Source organism: Kutzneria chonburiensis, from assembly GCF_028622115.1.
Taxonomy (GTDB): domain Bacteria; phylum Actinomycetota; class Actinomycetes; order Mycobacteriales; family Pseudonocardiaceae; genus Kutzneria; species Kutzneria chonburiensis.
In genome coordinates this window covers 3,345,220-3,367,504 of sequence record NZ_CP097263.1, presented here as the reverse complement: position 1 = coordinate 3,367,504, position 22,285 = coordinate 3,345,220, and the positions used below count along the sequence as shown (strand labels likewise).

17 protein-coding genes are annotated in these 22,285 nt (G+C 70.1%); 10 read left to right on the top strand and 7 right to left on the bottom strand.

Annotated elements, in window-relative coordinates; all coding sequences use genetic code 11:
• Positions 1–253 precede the first annotated feature (253 nt).
• The 4 genes from M3Q35_RS15075 (at position 254) to M3Q35_RS15060 (ending at position 6,150) form a co-directional block, all read left to right on the top strand.
• Positions 254–2,677, top strand: a complete 2,424-nt coding sequence (locus tag M3Q35_RS15075) for a hypothetical protein (protein WP_273942384.1) — start codon at positions 254–256, stop codon at positions 2,675–2,677.
• Positions 2,678–2,719: 42 nt separating this feature from the next.
• Positions 2,720–3,202, top strand: a complete 483-nt coding sequence (locus tag M3Q35_RS15070; RefSeq protein WP_273942383.1) for a hypothetical protein — start codon at positions 2,720–2,722, stop codon at positions 3,200–3,202.
• A gap of 148 nt (positions 3,203–3,350) precedes the next feature.
• On the top strand, positions 3,351–4,490 hold the full coding sequence (locus tag M3Q35_RS15065; RefSeq protein ID WP_273942382.1) for a hypothetical protein: 1,140 nt from the start codon (positions 3,351–3,353) through the stop codon (positions 4,488–4,490).
• A gap of 232 nt (positions 4,491–4,722) precedes the next feature.
• Positions 4,723–6,150 carry a sialidase family protein gene (locus M3Q35_RS15060; protein ID WP_273942381.1) on the top strand — a complete coding sequence of 476 codons (1,428 nt, stop codon included), beginning with the start codon at positions 4,723–4,725 and terminating at the stop codon, positions 6,148–6,150.
• Positions 6,151–6,189: 39 nt separating this feature from the next.
• Here the strand turns inward: M3Q35_RS15060 and M3Q35_RS15055 are convergent, their stop codons facing one another.
• Positions 6,190–6,732, bottom strand: a complete 543-nt coding sequence (locus M3Q35_RS15055) for a hypothetical protein (protein WP_273942380.1) — start codon at positions 6,730–6,732, stop codon at positions 6,190–6,192.
• Positions 6,733–6,874: 142 nt separating this feature from the next.
• On the opposite strand from M3Q35_RS15055, the gene M3Q35_RS15050 reads away from it, so the two are divergent.
• Positions 6,875–7,723 carry a helix-turn-helix domain-containing protein gene (locus M3Q35_RS15050; RefSeq protein WP_273942379.1) on the top strand — a complete coding sequence of 283 codons (849 nt, stop codon included), beginning with the start codon at positions 6,875–6,877 and terminating at the stop codon, positions 7,721–7,723.
• Here the strand turns inward: M3Q35_RS15050 and M3Q35_RS15045 are convergent.
• Positions 7,701–9,599, bottom strand: a complete 1,899-nt coding sequence (locus M3Q35_RS15045; protein ID WP_273942378.1) for an AfsR/SARP family transcriptional regulator — start codon at positions 9,597–9,599, stop codon at positions 7,701–7,703. The genes M3Q35_RS15050 and M3Q35_RS15045 overlap by 23 nt on opposite strands.
• Before the next feature lie 416 nt (positions 9,600–10,015).
• Between M3Q35_RS15045 and M3Q35_RS15040 the strand changes: the two genes are divergently transcribed.
• On the top strand, positions 10,016–11,338 hold the full coding sequence (locus M3Q35_RS15040) for a helix-turn-helix domain-containing protein (RefSeq protein ID WP_273942377.1): 1,323 nt from the start codon (positions 10,016–10,018) through the stop codon (positions 11,336–11,338).
• Here M3Q35_RS15040 and M3Q35_RS15035 read toward each other — a convergent pair.
• Both M3Q35_RS15035 and M3Q35_RS15030 read right to left on the bottom strand, forming a co-directional pair.
• Positions 11,335–11,817 (bottom strand): RNA polymerase sigma factor, encoded by a 483-nt coding sequence (locus tag M3Q35_RS15035; protein ID WP_273942375.1) that lies wholly within the window; start codon positions 11,815–11,817, stop codon positions 11,335–11,337. The two genes, M3Q35_RS15040 and M3Q35_RS15035, sit on opposite strands and share 4 nt — an antisense overlap.
• 46 nt (positions 11,818–11,863) lie before the next feature.
• Entirely contained in the window at positions 11,864–13,567 is a 1,704-nt protein-coding gene (locus M3Q35_RS15030; RefSeq protein WP_273942374.1) for a condensation domain-containing protein, read from the bottom strand.
• A gap of 85 nt (positions 13,568–13,652) precedes the next feature.
• Between M3Q35_RS15030 and M3Q35_RS15025 the strand changes: the two genes are divergently transcribed.
• From M3Q35_RS15025 to M3Q35_RS15010, 4 genes are read left to right on the top strand one after another with little or no spacing between them, the layout of a single operon-like run.
• Positions 13,653–14,888 carry a glycosyltransferase family 2 protein gene (locus tag M3Q35_RS15025; protein ID WP_273942373.1) on the top strand — a complete coding sequence of 412 codons (1,236 nt, stop codon included), beginning with the start codon at positions 13,653–13,655 and terminating at the stop codon, positions 14,886–14,888.
• A gap of 3 nt (positions 14,889–14,891) precedes the next feature.
• Complete coding sequence (locus M3Q35_RS15020; protein ID WP_273942372.1) at positions 14,892–16,742, top strand: ABC transporter ATP-binding protein; 1,851 nt, start codon at positions 14,892–14,894, stop codon at positions 16,740–16,742.
• Complete coding sequence (locus tag M3Q35_RS15015; protein ID WP_273942371.1) at positions 16,735–18,507, top strand: ABC transporter ATP-binding protein; 1,773 nt, start codon at positions 16,735–16,737, stop codon at positions 18,505–18,507. The genes M3Q35_RS15020 and M3Q35_RS15015 overlap by 8 nt, the downstream gene beginning before the upstream one ends.
• A complete protein-coding gene (locus tag M3Q35_RS15010; RefSeq protein WP_273942370.1) occupies positions 18,507–19,688 on the top strand; it encodes a helix-turn-helix domain-containing protein in 1,182 nt (393 codons plus the stop codon). The genes M3Q35_RS15015 and M3Q35_RS15010 overlap by 1 nt, the downstream gene beginning before the upstream one ends.
• A 49-nt stretch (positions 19,689–19,737) precedes the next feature.
• Here the strand turns inward: M3Q35_RS15010 and M3Q35_RS15005 are convergent, their stop codons facing one another.
• Genes M3Q35_RS15005 through M3Q35_RS14995 form a run of 3 tightly spaced genes read right to left on the bottom strand, consistent with a single transcriptional unit; the run spans position 19,738 to position 22,237 of the window.
• Positions 19,738–20,586 carry an aminoacyl--tRNA ligase-related protein gene (locus M3Q35_RS15005; RefSeq protein ID WP_273942369.1) on the bottom strand — a complete coding sequence of 283 codons (849 nt, stop codon included), beginning with the start codon at positions 20,584–20,586 and terminating at the stop codon, positions 19,738–19,740.
• A gap of 8 nt (positions 20,587–20,594) precedes the next feature.
• Complete coding sequence (locus tag M3Q35_RS15000) at positions 20,595–20,858, bottom strand: acyl carrier protein (protein WP_273942368.1); 264 nt, start codon at positions 20,856–20,858, stop codon at positions 20,595–20,597.
• Complete coding sequence (locus M3Q35_RS14995) at positions 20,855–22,237, bottom strand: condensation domain-containing protein (protein WP_273942367.1); 1,383 nt, start codon at positions 22,235–22,237, stop codon at positions 20,855–20,857. Before M3Q35_RS14995 ends, M3Q35_RS15000 begins: the two co-directional genes overlap by 4 nt.
• Between the last annotated feature and the right edge of the window lie 48 nt (positions 22,238–22,285).

Sequence of the window (22,285 nt, the reverse complement as noted above, 5' to 3'; positions counted from 1 at the left end):
TGGCCGCCGGCAGGGGGTCATCCCGGCCGGCGGCCGGTTCGTGCCGTGGAAACGTGCCACCGGCCCGCGGCCGGTGGCACGGGAGCGCCGATACCGGCTGAAGGGTTCACGACGATGGTCGTGAACCCGCCGAAACCGGACTGTTCGGCACCGTCGAAAATGGATCGTTCGTAGGTTGTCCCGCTGACGGGCGGGCTTGAGAATTCGCGTGGCCTTCTACATCCCTGTAGCCGGTAGCGGCGAGGAGCCACGCATGAGATCTCGTTTCTGGTTGGCCAGAGCCACATTTGTCGGAGTGGCGCTGGCTGTCGCCACCTCGACGGTCGTGCCCAGTGCCATCGGAACCACCACGGCGCCGCCGTCGGCGACAGCGCCGCACACCGCGCCGAAAATCGTCCACGAGGAGCACCACGACTCATCGCCCGCGCTGCGCACGATCGCCGCCAAGGTGCCGTCGGGCGATGACGCGGAAAGCGAACCCGTCGGCAAACTCCCGCACCCCAAGGCCTCGCCGCACGACCCCGTCGTCCAGCACACGGCGGGCACCCTCGCGCCGACGATCGGCGCCAACTTCGACGGCCTCGGCACCGGCTTCTCCGGCCCGGCCGGCTCGTTCAACCTCGGCGGCGTCCCGCCGGACCCGAACTCCGCGGTCGGCGCCACCCAGGTGGTCGAGATCGTCAACTCCGGCTTCGCCGTGTTCTCCAAGTCCGGCAGCACGCAGTACGGACCGGCCAGCACCAACACCCTGTTCACGGGCTTCGGCGGCTACTGCGAGTCCACCGACGACGGTGACGCGGTGGCCCGCTACGACAGCCTGGCCAACCGCTGGGTGATCACCCAGTTCGCCAACGTGAACTCGGCTTCCGGCCCGTACTACGAGTGCATCGCGGTGTCGCAGACCTCGGACGCGACCGGCGCGTACAACCGGTACTCCTTCCAGTACGCCAACTTCCCGGACTACCCGAAGCTGTCGGTGTGGCCGGACGCCTACTACGTCACGTACAACATGTTCTCGGGCGGCGGCAACACGTTCGTCGGCGCGGAGAGCTGCGCGATGGACCGGGCCAGCATGCTGGCCGGCACCACCGCGACGCAGCAGTGCTTCACCACCTCCAGCTCGTACGGCGGCATCCTCGCGTCCGATGTGGACGGAACAACTCCGCCGCCGTCCGGCGCGGACAACGTGCAGTTCGCGCTGGGCACCACCAGCACCACACTGGCGTACTGGAAGTTCCATGTGGACTGGGCCAACACCGCCAACACGACGTTCAGCGGCCCGACCAACCTGACCGTGGCCGCCTACACGCCGGCCTGCGGCAGCAGCGGGACCTGCGTGCCGCAGAAGGGCACCACGCAGACCCTGGACTCGCTGTCGGACCGGCTGATGTTCCGGCTCGTGTACCGCAACTTCGGTGACCACCAGTCGCTGGTGACCAGCCATTCGGTCACGGTCGGCTCCTCGGTCGGCGAGCGCTGGTACGAATTCCGGTTGAGCAGCAGTGGCAACCCGTCCGTGTACCAGCAGGGCACGTACGCGCCGGACTCGACCTACCGGTGGCTCGGCTCGGTGGCGATGGACAAGGCCGGCAACATGGCCCTGGGCTACACCGCCTCCAGCTCCTCGATCAACCCGCAGATCCGGCTGACCGGCCGCCTGGCCGGCGACAGCGCTGGGCAGATGACGCAGGGCGAGTCCACCATCGTGGCCGGCACCGGGTCGCAGACCACCTATTCCCGGTGGGGCGACTACTCGTCGATGAGCGTGGACCCGACCGACGGCTGCACGTTCTGGTACACCCATGAGTATCTGGGCACGACCGGCGCCCGCGTGTGGAAGACGCGCAACGCCTCCTTCACCCTGCCCGGCTGCGCGACCAGCACCGGCAACGACTTCACGATCTCGGCCAGCCCGACGGCCGGCACGGTCGCGGCCGGCGCATCGGCCAGCACGACCGTCGGCACCACGGTGACGTCCGGCTCCGCCGGCAGCGTTTCCCTGGCGGCTACCGGACTTCCGGCCGGCGCCACCGCGACGTTCACGCCGACCTCGGTTACCGCCGGCAACTCGTCGAGCCTGTCGATCAGCACCTCGGCGTCGACGCCGGCCGGCACCTACCCGATCACGATCACCGGCACCGAGGGCACGGCCTCGCACACCGCCTCCTACTCCCTGACGGTGACCCAGGGCGGTGGCGGTGGCGGAATCACCAACGGTGGCTTCGAATCCGGGGCACTGACCGGCTGGACCACGACCGGCACCGACGCCGTGGTGACCTCGGGCGCACACGGCGGAACCTACGCGGCCCGGGTCGGCTCGACCTCGCCGTCCACGGACTCGTCGATCGCCCAGACCTTCACCGCGCCGACCGGCTCGACGCAGCTTTCCTTCTGGTACAACGTGACCTGCCCGGACACCCTGACCTACGACTGGGCGACCGTCACGTTGAAGGACACCACCACCGGCACCACGACCACGCCGCTGGCCAAGACCTGCACCACCGGCTCCGGTTGGAAGCAGGTGACCGCTGCGGTCACGGCCGGCCACAGCTACACGCTCACCTTGTCCAGCCACGACGACAACTACCCGGGTGACGCGACCTACACGCTGTACGACGACGTCGCCGTCAACGGCGGCGCGGTCATGGCCCGATCGGAAAGGTGGATTGCCCACTAGCGAAAGGCAACCGGCGACGCGGTGCGCTACGTCCAAGCTGACGTGCAGACCAATCGGATGCGCGCCGTGGTGGCCGCATCACTGCTCGCACTGATGATCTCCGGTTGCTCCGGGGGCGGCGTGACGACCATGTCCGTCACGCCGTCCCCGACCGCCCAGCCGAGGCCGACCAGCGCCCCGTTGCCGACGCCCACGTCGGAGACCGAGCCGGCGGCCTGTTTCACCCACGACGCCACGGTCCGGATCGAACTCACCGAGCTACGGCGGACGGTGTGCGCGGTGGCCGGCGTTGTGGTCACGGTGTCGCTGGCGCACACGAACGGGCATCCGTGGTCCGTGCAGCGATCGCCGGACGGCGCGGTCGTGGCGCTCGGCGACGTCAGCATCGAGCCCGACGGGTCGTCGACGACGTCGATTCGCGCGCTGCGTGCGGGCTCGACGGAAGTCACGTTGCAGGCCGGCCCGGTCAGCCCGACCGGCCCGATTCTCGAGGCCACACTGACAATCACCGTGCCGCCGCGGTGAATTCTGGTTGGTTGTCCGGGTCACGTCGCTGGACCCCACGATCGGCGGTTGAACGGCGGCTGCGGCCGTGTTGCCGTCATGTCAACGCCGGACTCTATCCACCGAGCCGGTCCGGCGACCCTGCCGTCACCACCTCAGGGAGGCCGAAGTGCCTACACCGAGAAGAACTCTCGCCCTGCTGTCCACCATCGCCTGCGTCGCGGTGCTGGGATTGACCATCCCGGCCAGCGGCGCCGACCCGTCCCATGATCCCGACTCCTGGCAGGCCAATTCCGTCGGCGGCGACGAGGAGAACGAGGAGGTCGTCGCCAATCCGGCGGCCGTCACCGCGAGCTGCGGCGTGGAGCGGTGGGCGGTCAAGACCGGTACCGACGCGGACGCCGGCAAGATCACCCTGCAGTCCACCAGCACCAGCACCATCGCGTCGCTGACGTCGTTGCCCGCACCGGCGAGCCTGCCGGCCAACAACCGCGTCCAGCCGACCGAGACGACCGTGTTCCGGCTGTCGGCCACGCTCACCCAGTACAAGTTGGAGACCGACTCCGACTTCCACCTGGTGCTGTCCGACGGCGCCGGGCACACCATGATCGCCGAGATCCCCGACCCGGCCTGCGTCGGCGCCGGCAGCCCATTGGCGTCCAGCGTCCAGAAAGCGCGCTCCGAGTTCACCGCCAAGTACACCCCGACCAGTTCCTTCAAGACGGCCAACGTGCCGGTGACGATCACCGGCGTCGGCTTCTTCGACTTCCTGCACGGCCAGACCGGCGTCGCCCCCAACGGCATCGAGCTGCACTCGGTGCTCGACGTCCAGTTCGGCGGTGGGGGAGGCGGGTGCACGGCAGCGCAGCTGCTGGGCAACCCCGGCTTCGAGACCGGCAGCGCGTCGCCGTGGACGACCAGCAGCGGCGTGATCAACAACAGTTCCAGCGAGCCGGCTCACTCGGGTAGCTACGACGCGTGGATGGACGGCTACGGCTCCGCCCATACGGACACGGTGTCCCAGCAGGTCGCGGTGCCCAGCGGCTGCACGACGTACACGCTGAGCTACTGGCTGCACGTCGACACCGCGGAACCGACCACGACCGCGTACGACACCCTGACCGTGCAGGTCAACGGTTCCACGCTGGCCACGTACTCCAACAAGGACGCGGCCTCGGGCTACGTGCGGCATTCCGTTGACCTGTCGGCGTATCAGGGGCAGACCGTGACGGTGACGTTCACCGGCACCGAGGACTCGGTCAAGCAGACCTCGTTCGTGCTCGACGACACCGCGGTGACCGTCGGCTGAGGACGGCGGACCCGCCGGGCCGCTGGTCCCGGCGGGTCTGACCGCCGTCACCTAGCTGACCGCCGCACCGTCCCTCCGTCCTCAGTGGACCGACCTTCGGTGTGAGCCACCCGGCGGCTTTTCCCGTGGTCGGATTTGTGGCTGGATAGGCGTGGAGCCATGGTTCGCGGCCCTCGCCGCCCGCCGCGGTCGCCCGCGGCGATTCCGCTACGCCGAAGAAGGTGATGGCACCATGCCTCGAAGGTTCCGCACCGTCATCCTGCTGCCGCCCGTCGTCATCGCCGCCCTGCTGGCCACGGCCGGTCCGGCCTCGGCCAACGTCGCGGTCACCCAGGTCAGCACCGACCCGTTCACCGACACGCAGGCCCAGCACCGCACCGAGGTCGAGCCGGACACGTTCGCCTTCGGCAACACGATCGTGTCGGCGTTCCAGGTCGGCCGGGTCTCGGGCGGCGGCTCGTCCAACATCGGGTTCGCCACGTCCACCAACGGCGGGGCCAGCTGGACCCAGGGCTTCCTGCCGGCCACCACCGGCAATTCCGGCGGCCCGTGCGGTCAGATCAGCGACGCCTCGGTCGCGTTCGACGCCAAGCACAACGTCTGGCTCATCTCCTCGCTGGGCGTGAACTGCCCCGGCACGCCGGTGCTGACCAGCCGCTCCACCAACGGCGGCCTGGCCTGGGGCAACCCGGTCACCACGGCCACCGGGTCGAACGACAAGAACTGGATCGTCTGCGACAACACCTCGACCAGCCCGTTCTTCGGCAACTGCTACACCGAGTACGACATCACCAGCTCCGGTGACGCACTGCGGATGAAGACCTCCACCGACGGCGGCCTGACCTGGGGCCCGGCCCGGGCCACCGGCAACAACGCCACCGGCCTCGGCGGCCAGCCGATCGTGCGACCCAACGGCACCGTGGTCGTGCCGTACCTGTCGCTCAACGACCAGATCCGCTCGTTCACCTCGACCAACGGCGGGGCGAGCTGGAGCAGCACGGTGCTGGTGGCCAGCGTCAACCGGCACACCGACGCCGGCAACATCCGCACCGAGGCACTGCCCTCGGCGGAGATCGACTCCGCCGGCACGGCCTACGTGGCGTGGTCGGACTGCCGGTTCCGGTCGGGCTGCCCGGCCAACGACATCGTGCTGAGCAAGTCGACCAACGGCACCACGTGGACCACCCCGACGCGGGTCCCGATCGACGCCACCACCAGCACGGTCGACCACTTCGTGCCCGGCATCGGCGTCGACCCGTCGACGGCCGGCGCGACCGCCCGGATCGGCCTGACCTACTACTTCTATCCCACCTCGAACTGCACCGCGTCGACCTGCCGGTTGGACGTCGGCTTCATCTCGTCGACCAACGGCGGCACGAGTTGGAGCGCCGCCACCCAGCTCGCCGGGCCGATGACGCTGTCGTGGCTGCCCAACACGTCACAGGGTCGGATGTTCGGCGACTACATCTCGACATCGGTCCGGGCCGGCGGCAACGCCTTCCCGGTCTTCCCGATCGCGTCGGCACCCACCGGGACGACGTTCGCGATGGGCATGTTCGCGCCGACCGGCGGGCTGGCGATCACCGGCGGCACCGTGCGTGCCGGTACCGCGTCTGAGGTCCAGGCACGGTCCGACCGGCTGACGACCGTGGCCTTCTAGGCGGGCCGAAGGCGGTGGAGACTTCTCCACCGCCTTCGGTCAGGCGGTCTTGAGCCGGAGGGCGGACACGAGGAAGAAGATGCCGCCGAGCGTGGCGTAACCGGCCACTGTGGACAGTCCGGTGCCCGACTGGCCGGCCTGGAGGAAGAACGAGCTGCCGGCGACCGTGGAGATGGCACCGCTGATGATCATCGGCCACTGCCCGCCGAGGCGGCGGCGGGTGAGCCCCACGGCCAGTTGGATCAGGCCGGACAGCACGGCCCAGGCGCCCCAGACCCGGAGCACGCCGGGAATGCCGGACGAGAGGGCGATGGCCAGGCCGATCGCGGCGAGCAGGCTGATCGCGATGTTGACGTACAGGCCGGCCGGGGGCTTCTGCCGGGCCGAGCGGGCGTCGACCACCGCGGCGGCCACGTCGAACAGCGGGTAGAGCACCAGCAGCGTGCCGCTGAGCGGGGTGATGCCGGCTCCGGTGAGGACCAGCAGGCCGGCCCAGACGATGGCGAAGCCGAATCGGGTGAAGTACAGCCGTCGCAGGGCGGGCGCGATGCCCCCGTCGACAGCAGCCGTGCCGGTGCTCACTGGTTCTCCTTTGGCGGCGGATCTGTGGCTCGTCGTCCAGCCTGGCACCCGTTGTCGATGTCCGAAATGGGCTGTTGTTGTCCCCCGACCGGGTTGTCCAGGGACAGCTCAGGCCCACCCTGGCCGGTGTTAGATTTCGGCCATGACCGGTGACGCGCACCGCAGCGAGCTGGGGGATTTCCTCCAGGCACGACGCAGCGAGCTGAGTCCGGAGGACGTCGGGCTGCCCGGCACCGGCCATCGGCGGCGGGTCCGCGGCCTGCGCCGGGAGGAAGTGGCCGCCCTCGCGTCCATCAGCACCGATTTCTACACACGCCTCGAGCAGGGCCGCCGTCGCGCATCCGTCGAGGTCCTGTCCGCGCTCGCCCAGGTCCTCCGCCTCAGCGCCGACGAACGCGACTACGTCTTCGAGCTGTCCGGCCGTGAACAGCGTCCTGACCGGCCCGCCCCGCAGCAGCCCCAGCCGCAGCTGCTTCGGCTGCTCGACGACCTCACCACCACCCCGGCGGTGGTTCTGGGCCGCCGGACCGACATCCTGGCCTGGAACCCCATGGCCGCCGCGTTGTTCACCGACTTCGGCCGTCTGCCCGTGCCGCACCGGAACTTCGTCCGCCTGGTCTTCTGTGACCCGACCGTGCGGGGCCGCTATCCGCAGTGGGACTACGCCGCTCGCAACGGCGTCGCCCAGCTGCGGCGGGAGGCCGCCCAGGACCCCGACGACCCCGAGCTGGTGGCCCTGGTCGAGGAGCTTTCCGCACGGGACAAGGACTTCCGGCTTTGGTGGACCGAGCATCAGGTCGCCGTCCGCGGCGCCGGCACGAATCAGGTGCGGCACCCGGTCGTCGGCGACCTGACCCTCGACTGGGCGGCGTTGGTGTCCACCGCCGATCCGGTCCAGCAGTTGTTCACGTGGACCGCTCAGTCCGGCTCGCCGTCGCACGACGCGCTGCGGGAGTTGGCCTCGCGGGTCAGCGAGGCCGGCCGGCCCTGATGCCGAAGCCGAGGGTCTCGGGGTCGGAGTCGAGCATGCGGAGCAGGGCGGCCTGCCGGTCGGCATCGACGTCGACCTTGTGGGCCTGCTCGATGGCGTACGCGCGAAGCAGGTCGTGCATGGCGTAGCGGCCGGGGTTCTGCTCGGTGACGAGATGGGCGTGGGCGAGCTCGGTGAGCAGCCGCCGGGCCCGGGCCGGCGACGAGCCACTGAGCGCGGCGGCCGAGGCGACGGTGAACTCGGGCCCCGGGTGCTGGCTCAGCCGCCGGAACAGGGTGGCGGCCTCGGGGCTCAAAGCTCGGTACGACCATGAGAGCGCGGCGCGGACGTTGGTGGCCTCGTCGTCGCCGACGAACGCGGCCAAGGAGCCGCTGGTCCGGCGCAGCTCGTCGGCCAGGGCCCGCAGCGGCACATGGGGCCGGGTGGTGGCACGGGCAGCGGAGATGGACAGCGCCAGCGGCAGCCGCGCGCACAACGCGATGATCTCGTCGAGCGTGCCGCGATCGGTGACGCCGAGACGACGGATCATCATCTCCCGCGCCTCGTCCGGGCTGGGCAGGTCCAGCACGAGCGGACGCGCGCCGTGCGCGACCAGCCCCGGCAGCTGATGACGGCTGGTCACCAGCACCAGGCAGCCCGGCGACCCGGGCAGCAGCGGCCGCACCTGCTGCGCGTCCCGCGCGTTGTCCAGCACTACCAGCATCCGCCGACCGCTCAACATGCTCCGGTACAGCGCGGCCCGATCGGCCAACGTGGCCGGTACCCGGTGCCGGGCCACGCCCAGCGCCTCCAGGAAACCGCCGATCACCTCGTCGGGAGTGGCCGAGCTGTCCGGGGCGAACCCGCGAAGATCGACGCACAGCTGACCGTCCGGAAAGGACGATCGCACCCGATGGGCCCAGTGCACGGCCAACGCCGTCTTGCCGACGCCGGCGGTGCCGGACACCACCGACACGCCGACGCCTTCCGCCTGCGTCAGCAAGGCGTCCAGCTGCCCGAGCTCGGCGCCGCGCCCGCTGAAACCGGGCACGTCCATCGGCAGCTGGGCCGGCACCGGACTGTCCGGAAGGGACAGTGCGATGGATGGGGCGACGGATCGGGTGGTGGACAGCGCTGTGGACAGTGCTGGGGGTCGGGCGGCGGGCTCGTCCAGGTCGGCGCGCAGCACCTGCTGGTGCAGGGCCTTCAGCTCGGCCCCCGGCTCGATGCCGAGCGCCTCGACCAGCCGCTGTCTCATGCTGGTGTAAGAGGTCAAAGCCTCTTCGGTATTACCGGTGGCGTGATGGGCTCGCATCAACGCCGCCGCCAGGCTCTCCACCAGCGGATGCTCGCCGACGAGCTCGGTCAGCGTGGGGATGGTCGCCGCCGCGCCGCCGACGGCGACCTCGGCCTGGGCCCACGCCACGGCGGTGTCCAGCCGCTGCTGCACGAGGGTCTGCCGCACCTGCTCCACCCACAGCCCGGGCAGATCGGCCAGCGGCGTGTCGCGCCAGAGCCGCATCGCCTGGCGCAGCAGGGTTACGCGATCCAGATCGCGGCACGCGGGATCCCGTGACTGCTGGACCAGGCGGGCGAAGCGGTGCATGTCGACCTGGTCCGGGTCGACGTCCAGGACGTAGCCGCCGGACCGGCGGACCAGGCTGGTCGCGGTCGAGGGGTCGGCCTGGCGCAGCACACGGCGGATCCGCGCGACGTAGACGTGCAGACCGTGCCGGACGCCGTCGGGCGGCTCCTGGCCCCAGACCCGGTCGATCATGGTGCCGGGCAGCACGGGGCGGCCGACGTCGACCGACAGCGCGGCCAGCACCGCGCGCTGGCGTGGCGGTCCGATATCGACCGGTTTTCCACCGGCGTGCAACTCGACCGGGCCGAGCACCCGAAACTCCATCATTGCCCCCAAATGCCGTAACGCCACTCGCCGGGAATCTGAAAATTTGCTGAAGGAAGGGGATTTGCTACCCCGTATTTCCTTGTCCAGTGAAAGCAACTGGTGTGGCGAATCCCGTGACTTCCCGGTGAGCGTCTCGATACTTTCCGTGACCGATGCGGTTCCCGTGCAGGTAGTTGCCGTCGATGGCCAGTGATTTCCGGCGATGTGCCTCTTTGTCCATCACGTCATGCCCAGGCGGCACTGGCGTTTCCGGCCGGCACTGTTCTCGGTGGTTGTCGCTGTCATTCCGGTCACCCAATCGTCGAACCGCTACAACCGAACTGTCGTAGCTGCGCCCGGCGCCGGGGGCATATCTTGGACAACCTTGCACAACACTTACCAACGGTCACTGGGGAGTAGACGTGGCGGCGCTTATGCAGGAGGACATCACGACGGTCGCGGCACTGGTCCAGACCACGCAGGATCTGGGTGCGCTGCTGCGCAAGCTGCTGCGGGAGACCGGCGGCGGCGCGGTCACGTACCGTGATGTGGCCAAGCGCACCGGCTGGTCGCACGCCACCTGCGGCAACTATCTCAACGGGCGGACACTGGCCAGCCGGGACCGGTTCGCCGTGCTGGTCGACCTGTGCGACATACCGCCGCGGCTGAGACGGGACCTGCTGGCCGCCCGCGACCGGGTCGAGGACCTGCGCCGCGGCCACCAGCCGGCCGGGGCCCAGATCCGGTCGGCCGACAGCCGGTCGGAGATACTGGCCGCGACCTGCGAGCGGTCGACCGAGATCGCCGAGGTGACGCTGACGTCCTCGGGCTCGGAGGTGCTGGCCTGGCTCGACGGCGCGGTGCGCGAACTGGCCACCAGCTACGTGCGTGAATCGGCCGAGCCGATCCTGGAGCGGCTGGCGACCGTGCACCTGGCCGCGGTGAACCTGGTGCACGCCAAGCTGTCGCGCGTGCACACACGCCGGCTGTACTTCTACGCCGGGCTGACCGGGTACCTGTTGGCCAGCGCCAGCCACGACCGCGGCGATACCGCCACGGCGCTGCGGCAGGCCGAGGCGGCCTTCGCCTTCGCCCAGCGCGCCGAGCATCCTGGCCTGTGCGCGCTGATCCGCAACATCCAGTCGCTGACCGCGTTCTGGGCCGGCCGCTACGAAGAGGCGTTGCGGTACGCCAACGCCGGCGTTGCCTTCAGCGCGCACACGGCCGGCATCATGTCGGTGCTGCTGCCGCTGCGCGCCGCCCGCGTGCTGGCCCACACGCACCAGGTCTCCAGCGCCCAGCAGGCGCTGCGCCGGGCCGACCTTCGCTGGCACCGGCTCGTCACCGACGACGTGGACGACCTGCTCGGCTACGACGACACCAATGTCGGACCGGCCCGGTTGAGCTACGTCGCCGAGGTCTACATGGCGCTGCCCAAAGACGGCCAGGCCCTGCGGGCCGGCGAGCACCACGCCCATGCCGCCGCCGAGGGCTTCGCCGACCCCAGCCGCCCCGGCTGGAGTTACGACCGGGCCGCCATCTCCCACATCTACCTGTCCATGGCCCGCCTTGGTCTCGGCGACCCCGACGGCGCCGCCGCCGCGATCGCCCCCGTGTTCACCCTCGAGTCCGAGAAGCGGACGCTCGACATCACCAGCATCCTCGGCCGCTACCAGCGGACCCTGCGCCAGCACAAGGCCGGTGCGGTGTTGGACGGTCGCATCCGTGAACTGCTGACGTCCTAGCCGTCGCCCAGTGCGGCGGCGAGTTTCAGGGCGCGGTGCTGGATGACTTTGGCGTTGGACAGGGTGATGCCGAGCTCGCTGGCGGTCTCCTTGAGCGAGTACGAATGCAGGTAGCGCAACCGGAGCACCGACCGGTAGGGGTCGGGCAGCGCGCCCAGGATGAGCTCGGCCTGCTGTGTCGCCTCGCCGCCCGGCCCCGTTTCCGTCGGGGCGTCCGCGGTCTTGGCCAGTTCGATGGCGGCGGCCTCGGTGGTGAACGCCGACTGCCAGTGGCGGGCGAGCACGGTCCGGGCGGTGGCCCGAAGGTAGGCCCGGATCTGCTCGACGTCGGCCTCGGTGCGCAGGTAGGGCAGGGCGGTGAGGAAGACCTCGGCGGTGAGGTCCTCGGCGTCCGGCAGGTTGCCGACCCGGCCGAGCATCAACCGGAACACCCAGGTCACGTTGTCGCTGTAGAGCGTCTCCCACTCGACTGTTCGCACGGGCCGAGTCTTGGCGACGGCGATGGGGCGAAACCTTGCAGGATTCTCAATTCGCTGGTCGCACCGTGACTTTCGGCTCGGCCCGGCCGGTCCTCTCGGCGACGGCCAGCGACTGCCAGGCCGTCACGTCCGTCACGTCGGCGGGGGCCTGCGAGCAGAGAACGTAGTGGTGCGGGGCCATCGCGCTCGGGCGCATCTCCAACGCGGCGACGCAGTCGGCGTGGATCCGTTCGGCGGCAACGTGATCACCGGTGACGTAGCACACAAGCCGGTGTCCGAAAGCGGGATCCGGCACCGCCACCACGAGATTGGGCCGGCCGTCGAGCACGTCGTCGAGCAGCTGTCGGACGGCGGCCAGCTCGATCCAGCAGCGGTCGGACAGATACCAGCCATCGCCGCGGACGACCGGTTCGAGCGAGGCGACCACGCTTGACGAGGCCAGGTCGATGTCCTGATCGGCGGCCTCGACGATGAGCCGGATGATGGCGCTGCCGAAGGCTTCGACCTCGGCGGTCGACAGGCAACCGGGATCGGCCAGCACGGACAGCTCGACCTCGTCGTCCAACCGGACGGCCCAGACCATCAGCCGGGTCGGCATCGCCTCGGCCGGCAGCCACTCCAGCCGGATGGCGGAATCCGTGACGTCGGCCGGCCCCGAACCCTGCCCCAACCCGGTCAGGTCGTTGAACACGCAGTCCCGCGCCCAATGCGTGCCGCGACGCGCCGCCACACCGTCGATGATGTTCCACAGTGCCACCGAGTCGAAGGTGCTGCGGCGGTAGGCGGCCAGCGACCGGTCACGGATCCGGCCGACCAGCTCGTCGAACGTGGCGACGTCCAGCTCGGCCGACATCAAGGCGTCCTGCGAGATGGTGCCGACGTAGTCGGTCAGATGGGGCAGCAGCCGATTGGCCGCGAGCATCGCCACCACGGCCGTCCGCACGCCGAGCCGACGGCCGATCAACGCGCACAACGCGGCCAGCACGACAGTGGCCCGGCCCGCACCGGTCCGGTCGGCGATCCGGGCCAATGCCGGCGCGGCGGTGGTCGACCGGAGCGTCAGCCGGGGCAGCATCCAGTCGGTCGGGCCGACGCCGGGGACGGCGAACATGGCCTGCGGGGTGGTGCTCAGCAGGTCGTCCCAGTACCGCAGCGCCGACGCGATACGCCGCTGGCCGGCCGGCGTCTGCTCGGTCTCGCCAAGGTCCACCGGCTGCGTCGCGGCCGGCGGCGGCAGCTCTTCGCCGGTCAGCAACGCGGTCACCTCACGGCGCAGGATCGACTGCGACGCGGCGTCCACGGCCGTGTGGCACAGGATGAGGATCAAGCCGGCCGGCACGCCGTGCGAGGTGATCACGCTGGCCCGCACCGGCAGCTCGGTGGCGGGATCGAACCGGATGGCGCGCAACCGAGGGGCCACGTCGTCGGCGCACGCATAGGCGTCGTCGGCCTCGTACACCGACATTTCCAGCGAGCCCTCGCCGGCCACGGACTGCCGTCCGGCCTCGGGGAACGTCGTGCGCAACGAGTCGTGCCGCAGCAGCAGTGTCGTCACGACGGAAGCCAGCCGGGCCACGTCGACGCCGGCCGGCACCTCCCAGATCAGCCGCGCGTTGCTGCCGGCCGGATCGTCGATGCCCACCGAGCGGACCATGTTGGTCTGCCCGAGGGTGGCCGGGCCGGTGCGGGCCCGGCCGCCGGTGAACCGCACCGGCACCCGTTCGCTGATCGTCCAGTTGCCGTCTGCCATCAGGGACCGCCCGTCGGTCAAGGGGAAATGACTGAGTTAGCCGGACGGGTTACAAAACGTTGTAACCCGCCGCCCTACCTCCTGGGTGACCGCCACACTCGATCTGCTTCTCCGGTGGGTGTTCCTGGCCTACCTGCTCCTGGTCGGCAGCTACCTCATCCTGCAGACCGTGTTCGCCGAACGGGCACACCGGCGCACCACACCGTCCCGCTCAAGCACCCTGCCGACCGTGGATGTCGTGATTCCCTGCTACAACGAGGATCCGGCCGAACTCGCGGCCTGCCTCGACTCGATCGCCCGACAGGACTACGCCGGCGAGATCCGGGTGCACGTGGTCGACGACGGCTCGCCCAACCGGGCCGAGCTCGAGCCCGTCTACCAGAAGTTCCGCCGGCGCAAGGGAAACCGGGTCATCCTGCTGCCGGCCAACATGGGCAAGCGGCACGCCCAGGCCCAGGCCATTGTGGACTCCGACGGCGAGGTCGTGATCTCGGTCGACTCCGACACGGAGATCGACCCCGACGGCGTGCGCCGGCTGGTCGCCGCGCTCGACGATCCCACGGTCGGCGCGGCGATGGGGGAGATGCGTGCCGCCAACGCATCCGTGAACTGGCTCACGCGGATCATCGACCGGCGCTACTGGTACGCGTGCAACCAGGAACGGGCCGCGCAGTCGCTGTTCGGCTCGGTGCTCTGCTGCTCGGGGCCGTTCTCCGCGTATCGCCGGTCGGTGCTCGAACGCACCCTCGACGACTATCTCAACCAGACCTTCCGCAACCGGCCCAGCACCCACGGCGAGGACCGCCACCTCACCAATCTCGTGCTGGGCACTGGAATGCGCACCGTCTACGTCGGCGCCGCCCGGGCCGCCACGGTCGTGCCGGAACGGCTGAAACCGTTCCTGCGCCAGCAACTCCGCTGGAACCGCTGCGTGTACCGGGACATGGCGGCCATCCTGCCCCGGCTGCCGGCGCGGGGTTTCTACCTCGTGCTCGACGCCGTCGTGCAGCTCCTGGCCCCGGCGTTGCTCGCGGCAACCCTGGTCCTGCTGACGGTAAGAGGCTTCAGCGGGTTTGGGTATTACGGGAGCGGATTGGCTCTCGTTGCGCTCGGCCATTGCGCGTACGGGGTGTGGCGGACGCGGAGCCTGGGCTTCCTGAGCTTCGCGCTGTACGGGCTGATGCACGTCGTGCTGCTGATCCCGGTCCGCGTCCATGCGCTGCTCACGCTGTCCGACGATCGCTGGGGGCAGCGGGCCACGGCGCCGCCCCGGGCGTTCGTGCCGTCTCGTCCACCACTAGATGCACAGAGCGGGGACTGAAACATGGGGAAGAACAGGCGGATTCCGCCGACACTGGCGGGGATCGCCGCGCTGGTCCGAGTCTTGGCCAAGGCCAGTCCGGGCCGATCGGTGCTGGGGGTGCTGCTGATCGTCGCGGCGGCCCTGCTGCCGATCGGCGTGGCCGTGGCGACCGGCCTGCTCATCGGGTCCATTCCGGCGGCAGTGAGCGCGGGACTGGATTCGGGTGCTGGCCGGGGGTTGCTCGTGCTGCTGGCCGTGGTCGGCGGATTGGTGCTGGCGCAGCAGGTTGTCACGCCGCTGCTGACCACGTTGGGCGAGACGCTGGGCCGGCAGGTCGACCGCGAACTCCAGGAACGCGTGATGTCCGCTGTCGGTACGCCGGCCGGCATCGCGCACCTGACCGATCCGGAGGTGCTGGCCGGTCTGCGGGTGGTCCGTGGCCTGGGGCTGGCCGACAACGACCGGCCGAGCCTGGCGGTGGGGGCGCTGGCCAGCGTGGTGCCGGCGTGGCTGCGGGCACTCGCCGCGGCGGCGGTGCTGGTCGCGTTCCACTGGTGGCTCGGCCTGATCTGGCTCGTGACGTGGCCACTTGTCGTCTATTTCATGCAGCGCGAGTACTTCCGGGTCGGGCAGGTCGGGTTCGGGCAGAGTTCGGCGCTGCAACAGGCCGAGTACCTGCGGGACCTGGCGATCACCGCGCCGGCGGCCAAGGAGATCCGCATCTGGGGCCTGCTGGACTGGCTGGTCACGAGGTTCAGCACGGCCTGGCGAACGGCGATGGAGCCGATCTGGCGGGAACGTCGCCCGCGGGCCCGGGTGGTGCTCGGGTCGACCGGGGCGTTGGCCGTGGTCAATGCCTTGTCATACGGGCTGTTGGCCTGGGCCGCCGTCCGGCATGATCTCGGGCTGGCCGGTTTAGCCGTCTACACGCAGGCGTTGAGCCTGGCCAACAACTACACCGCTTTCGACGACCAGAACGCGTACCTGTCATTCGCCGCGGCTTCTGTGCCCAAGGTCCTCAACCTCAGCGACCGGGTCGCCGCCGAGCCGTCCGCCGGAGACGCGTTGGAGCTGCCGGAGGCGTTCCCCGCCGACCAGATCCGGCTGTCCGGCGTCCGGTTCCGTTACCCCGGGGCGGAGCAGGAAGCGTTGCGGGGCGTCGGATTGAGCATCGAGGCCGGCAAGTCGCTGGCCGTGGTCGGCGACAACGGGGCCGGCAAGAGCTCGCTGGTCAAGATCCTCTGCGGCCTGCACCCGCCGACCGCCGGCACCGTGCACGTGGACGGAATCGACCTGGCCGAGCTGGACCCGGCGGCCTGGCGCAGCCGGATCGGCGTGCTGTTCCAGGACTTCGCGAAGTACCACCTCACCGTCGCGGAGAACATCGGCATGGGCGCGCCGCACCACGCCGACGACCGCGACCGGCTGCACGCGGCGGCCGAGCGGGCGGGGGCGTTGCCGCTCATCCAGAACCTGCCGAACGGCTGGGACACGATCCTGTCGCCGGAGTACACCGGCGGCACCGACCTGTCCGGCGGGCAGTGGCAGCGCATCGCCCTGGCCCGGGCCCTGTTCGCGGTGGACGCCGGGGCGCGCGTGCTGATCCTCGACGAGCCGACCGCCGCCCTTGACGTACGGGCTGAGGCCGAGATCTACGAGCGGTTCCTGGAGCTGACCGCCGGGCTGACCACGATCCTGATCTCGCACCGGTTCTCCACGGTGCGCCGAGCTGACCGGATCGTGGTGCTGGACAACGGAGTTGTCGTCGAGGACGGCAGCCATGACGACCTGCTGGCGCGGGAAGGACGGTACGCCCGGATGTTCGACCTGCAAGCGGCCCGGTTCGTGGAGCTGGAGGCCGGTCATGCGTGACACGGTCAAGGCCTACGCGGCGTTGATGGGCATCGGTTTCCGGGCCGCCCCATGGCATGCGACGGCCCAGCTGCTCACCGGCATCGTGTTCGCCACCTCGGTGCCGATCGGCGGCTTCGGGGCGAAGTTGTTGGTGGACGCGGCGATCGCCGGCGATCTGCGGGCGGGACTGCTCGCCGCCGGGATGATGGCGATCACCGTCGGCGCCGCGCTGGCCTCCGTTTTCTACTACGTGCACTGCCTTTTCACGGTCCAGGAGCGCGCCGGGGCGGTGGCCAGCCAGCGGCTGATGGAGCTGATCGGCGGGGCCGAAGGCCTGGCCCACCACGAGCGGGCCGACTATCTGGACCAGGTGCAGCGGATCCGCGAGGAGCACTGGCGGCTGCCGGGCATGGTGAACGCGACCGCCGGCCTGGTCCGTGTCGCGGCGACCCTGGCCGTCACGGCCGTGCTGCTGGTTCAGGTCGATCCTTTCCTGCTGTTCCTGCCGGTGCTGTCGGCGTTGTCGTTCTGGCTCGGCAAGGTGAGCAAGGACCTCAAGGTGGCGGCCCAGGAGGCGACGAGCGAGCCGGAACGCTTGCGGCGACACCTGTTCGAGCTCGGCACGTCCGTGTCGACGGCCGGCGAACTCCGGGTCTACGGCCTGACCGCGCTGCTCGGCGAGCGGCATCACCGCGTGTCGAACACCGTTATCGGACAACGCAATCGGGCCAGTTGGCGGGGTGCCGGGCTCCAGGCGATCGACGGCGCGGTCAACGCCCTGGCTTACATCGGCGCGATCGGCCTGGCGCTGATGCACGTCGTCAACCACAACGCCACCGCCGGCGATGTCGTGCTGGTGGTGGGCCTGGCGGCGCAGATGACGTCCACTGTCGGCACGGCCGTCATGTACGGCACCGACTTCCTGTTCGTGCTGAGGGTCGGCCAGCGATTCATGTGGCTCAAGCAGTATGCCGCCGGCACGCGACGCACCGGCTCCGAGGCCGTGCCCGAGACTCTGCACGACGGCATCGAGCTGTGGGATGTGCGCTTCGGCTACCCCGGCAAACCGGTGCTGGACGGCGTGTCGGTGCGGTTGCCGGCCGGCGCGGTCGTCGCCCTGGTCGGCGACAACGGGGCTGGCAAGACGACGTTGGTGAAGCTGCTGAGCGGGTTCGGCAAGCCGGAGTCCGGGCAGATCCTGGTCGACGGCGCCGACATGGCTGCATTCGACACCGCGCACTGGCAGCAGCGGTGCGCCGCCGCGTTCCAGGACTTCGCCAAGCTGGAGTTCCCGGTGCGGGAGTCGGTCGGCGTCGGTGACCTGCCGCGGATCGACGACCTGGTGGCCGTCGGCGCGGCGGTGGAACGAGCCGGTGCTTCCAGTGTCGTCCAGAGCCTGCCGCAGGGCTTGGAGACGCAGCTGGGCACCCGGTGGGACGACGGCGTCGAGCTGTCCGGCGGGCAGTGGCAGAAGCTGGCGCTGGCCCGTGGCCTGATGCGCACGGATCCGCTGCTGGTCGTCTTCGACGAGCCGACCGCCGCGCTCGATGCCCATACCGAACACATGCTGTTCGAGCGCTTCGCGGCCGCCGCTCGTACGGCCAGGCAGCGCAGCACCGTCACGCTGCTGGTGTCGCACCGGTTCTCGACCGTCGGCATGGCCGATCTGATCGTCGTGCTCGACCAGGGCCGGGTGCGTGAGGTCGGCAGCCACCAGGAACTGATGGCCGGCGGCGGCATGTACGCCGAGCTCTACGAACTTCAATCCAGAGGGTACCGATGATGCCTGTGCTGGGAATCCGCCGGAACACCTGGGACGCGACGCGGATCGCGGCGCTGCGCGAGGAACGCGGCTGGACGCAGGAGGAGCTGGCCGAGCGGTCCGGACTGAGCGTCCGGACGATCCGGAACCTGGAGCTCGGCTGGGTGCAGTCGCCGCGCCGCTCGTCGGTCGATCTGCTGGCCGACGCGCTCGGCGTCAAGGACACGCCTGAGCCGGCCCCGGACCAGCTTCGATGGCGTGGTCCGCAGCCATTGCCGACGGCGCTGGTCGGTCCGCGCGCGGAGCACGAGCGGCTGGCGCAGACGGTGCGGGCCAACCGGTTGACCACGTTCATCGGCCCCGGCGGCGTTGGCAAGACGCGCCTCGCACTGAGCATTGCCGCCGAGGTCGGCCCGAGTTTCCGCGACGGCGTTGTCGTCGTGGAGCTCGGCGATGTCCCGTCGGAACGTCTCGGTGACCAGACCACCACGGTCCGGCAGCGCGTGCGCCAGCAGCTTGGCTGGGACCGGACCGACGAGCGGGCGGCCGACCTGCTGCTGGTGCTGGACAACGCCGAACACATTCCGGACAGCGTCACCGCCGTCACCAAGGAGCTGCTCGGCCGCTACCTCGGCCTGCACGTGCTGACCACGGCCCGCCGCAAGCTCACGGAGCGCCTCGGTGTCAACTGCGAGATCCGGCCGCTCACGGTGGAAGGCGAAGAGCTGATGCTGCGGCACGTGGGCGCGGACGCGTGGTCGGCCGACGAACTCCCGCTGGTCGCCGAGCTGTGCCGGCGGCTCGGTGGCCTGCCGCGCTGGCTGGAGTTCGCCGCTGAACGGCTGCGGACGATCCCGGTGACGGCGTTGCTGGCCCACGGCCCGTCGACGCAGATGCTGTGGACGAACGACCACGCCTTGTTGCGGCATCAGCGTTCCCTGGCCGAGAGCCTGCGGTGGGACCTGGACCTGCTGACCGAGGATCACCGCACGTTGTTGCGCAGCCTGGCCATGCTGCCGACGCCACTGTTCACCGTGGACGACGTGCTGCCGATACCGGTGCGGAACCCGTTGATGCTGCTGTCGGAGCTGCTGGAGGCGTCGCTGATCGTCGCCGACGCCACGGACCGCTACCGCTACCGGCTCGCGCCCTATGTGGATGAGGTGGCACTGGATCTCCAGGAGCAGGTTGTCGGCTTCTGACACAACGAGAACGGGCCGGCGGTCGAAGACCGCCGGCCCGTTCTCGTGCTCAGACCAGTGTCGGCCAGTCGGCCAGGTCGTCGCCGTGCGCGTGGATCAGCGCCAACGCCGTCCGCTCCAGGCCGAACGCCATGCAGGAGCTGTGCGCCGGGCCGCCGTCCGCGTGGTCGATGGCGAACCGCTCGCCCAGATGCTCCTTGTGGCAGTTGGCCGAGGCGATGGCCGTGCCGGGGTCGTCGTCGTGCAGCGCCACCACGAACTCGAACTTCAGGTTCTGCTCGATCTGGCTGGACTTCATGAACCGGCCGCCGGGACCGAAGAACGGGTCGCTGGCCGGCGTCACGACCGGCGTCAGCCCGAGCCGGCTGAACAGCGCCTCGCAGCGGGCGATCCAGGCGTCGCGCCACTGCCAGGCCGCCGACGCGTCACCGACGATGACGAACTCCCGCATGCGGAAGGACCGGAACCGGCCGAGCTCGGCGGTCGCCTCGTGGCGGTAGCAGTAGCCGGCGGCGTCGAAGTACAGCGGCCCCTCGACGACACTGTTGGCCACCTCCGGATAGACGGAGTAGCAGACCGCCGGCGCGAGAACGACATCGGTGGGCGTCCGGTCGGCGTCCTGGTCCTGGGAGGAGAGCGCGTGCACGGAGCCCAGCAGGTGCGGGAACGCCTCGGTGTACTGGGCCCGTTCGATATTGGCCAGCGGCACCACCGGCGGGTGCCAGGTCGGGCCGGCCGATCCCGTCGGATCGGCCGCGGTCAGCGCGGCCTGCAGGCCGGCCATCACGGTCTCGAACTTCGGCGTGAAGCTGAGCAGTCCCGGCCCGCCGGTCGGCCGCAGCCAGCCGCCGTCGGCCAGCCGCTCGATCGGATCCGCCAGGGTGGTCGTCTCGATCATCGTCCCCATCACCACTTCGCCTTGTCGGCGACGAACTCGTACACGGTGCGCAGGTCGGTCATGAGCTGCGGCAGTTCGTCGTTGCTGATGCTGATGCCGAAATCCGCCTCGAGGCGGACGCACAGGTCCACGGCGAGCAGCGAGTTCGTGTCGAGGTCGTCCTCGAACGAGCCCGCCGCCGCGACCGCGGCCGGTTCGGCGGAGAAGACCTCGGCCACCACGTCGCGCACCTGCGCGAGTCGGGCCGGGTCGATTTCCGTGTCCTGTCTCATCTTTCCTCCGCCTCAACCGGGGTGTAACCGCCGTCGGTGATCTCCCGCAGCCGGGCCGGCAGGGCGCCGGCGGCCGCGGCGTCGAGCAGGTCGACGAAGTCGTCGGCCAGGCTGCGGGCCGTCTGCTCGGTGAACAGCGAGGTGTTGTACTTGAGTTCGGCGCGCGCGAGGCCGCCGCTGTGCTGCACCTGGAGCGTCAGGTCGAACTGGCCCTGCTGCTGGGGCAGGTAGTACTCGGACAGCTCGAGCCCGGCGTGCTCGACCCGGGCGCCCGGGGCCAGCGAGGCGGCGAGCGGGTCGGCCGGATCCTCGGCCGTCAGCACGAACATCACCTCGATCAGGCCGGCGCGATCGGGCTCACGCTTGGCGTCGACCAGCCGCGGCATCAGGGCGAACGGGAACTGCCGGTGCATCAGCCCGCGCCACAACTGGTCGATGGTGTTGCCCAGCAACGTGTCGAACGAGGCGTCCGGGTCGATGCGCGCGCGCAACGGCAGCGTGTTGACGAAGTAGCCGATCGACTCGCGGAACCGGCTGCCGGCCCGCAGCGTCGCGGGGTAGCCGATGAGCAGATCCGTCTGTCTACTGTAGACGTGCAGGAGCAGCTGGAACACCGAGAACAGGAACGCGAACGTCGTGGTGTTCCGGGCTGATGCCGCCAGCTCGACATCAGCCATGAGCTTGCCCGACAACCCGAACTCGACCGCGGAGCCGGCGAACTGGTACACGTCGGGCCGCGGCAGGTCGGTGGGGATCTCGTTGTCCGGGACGTCGGTCAGCTGACCCTGCCAGTACTTCCGCGCCGCGTCGGCCTTCGACGACTCCAGATACGTCCGCTGCCGGTCGACGAACTCGTCGAACTCCGCGGCGGCCGTGGGAGTGGGTTCGGTGCCGGCGCGCAGTGCCGAGTACGTGGACAGGATCTCGCGGAACGTCAGCAGCTGGGAGGCCATGTCCATGACGATGTGGTGCGCGGCCAGCAGCAGGATGTCGGGGCCGTTCTCCCGCCGCAGCAAGGCGATGCGGATCGGCCGGTCCCGGGCCAGCCGGAACGGCCGCCGCACCAGGCCCAGCGCGAACTCCTCGAGCTTGTCGTCCTTGAGCGCCAGCTCGTGCACGTCCAACGAGAACGGGGTACGGCTGGGCAGGCGGCGGACCTCGCCGGCGACCGGCCGGAACACGCAGTCCAGCACGGCATGCGCGGCGATCGTCCGCCGCACCGCCGTCGCCATCAGCTCGACGTCGACCTCGAAATGCAGGTTCACCGCGCCGGACACGTTGTAGGCGCTGCTGTCCGGCGCGAGCTCCTGGAGAAACCACAGCGCCTGCTGGGCGAGCGTGAGTTCACGTCCAGTCTTTCGGATGGCCGGAGGTTGCATGGAGCCAGTAGCGCAGGGGCACGGGGGCCGGGGCCAGGAACGGCGTCC

Excerpts from the sequence above, each read along its gene's own strand:
- M3Q35_RS15075 (WP_273942384.1), top strand. The coding sequence starts at position 254 with ATGAGATCTCGTTTCTGGTTGGCCAGAGCCACATTTGTCGGAGTGGCG.
- M3Q35_RS15060 (WP_273942381.1), top strand. The coding sequence starts at position 4,723 with ATGCCTCGAAGGTTCCGCACCGTCATCCTGCTGCCGCCCGTCGTCATC.
- M3Q35_RS15050 (WP_273942379.1), top strand. The coding sequence starts at position 6,875 with ATGACCGGTGACGCGCACCGCAGCGAGCTGGGGGATTTCCTCCAGGCA.
- M3Q35_RS15030 (WP_273942374.1), bottom strand. The coding sequence starts at position 13,567 with ATGGCAGACGGCAACTGGACGATCAGCGAACGGGTGCCGGTGCGGTTC.
- M3Q35_RS15020 (WP_273942372.1), top strand. The coding sequence starts at position 14,892 with ATGGGGAAGAACAGGCGGATTCCGCCGACACTGGCGGGGATCGCCGCG.
- M3Q35_RS15015 (WP_273942371.1), top strand. The coding sequence starts at position 16,735 with ATGCGTGACACGGTCAAGGCCTACGCGGCGTTGATGGGCATCGGTTTC.
- M3Q35_RS15010 (WP_273942370.1), top strand. The coding sequence starts at position 18,507 with ATGCCTGTGCTGGGAATCCGCCGGAACACCTGGGACGCGACGCGGATC.
- M3Q35_RS15005 (WP_273942369.1), bottom strand. The coding sequence starts at position 20,586 with ATGATCGAGACGACCACCCTGGCGGATCCGATCGAGCGGCTGGCCGAC.
- M3Q35_RS15000 (WP_273942368.1), bottom strand. The coding sequence starts at position 20,858 with ATGAGACAGGACACGGAAATCGACCCGGCCCGACTCGCGCAGGTGCGC.
- M3Q35_RS14995 (WP_273942367.1), bottom strand. The coding sequence starts at position 22,237 with ATGCAACCTCCGGCCATCCGAAAGACTGGACGTGAACTCACGCTCGCC.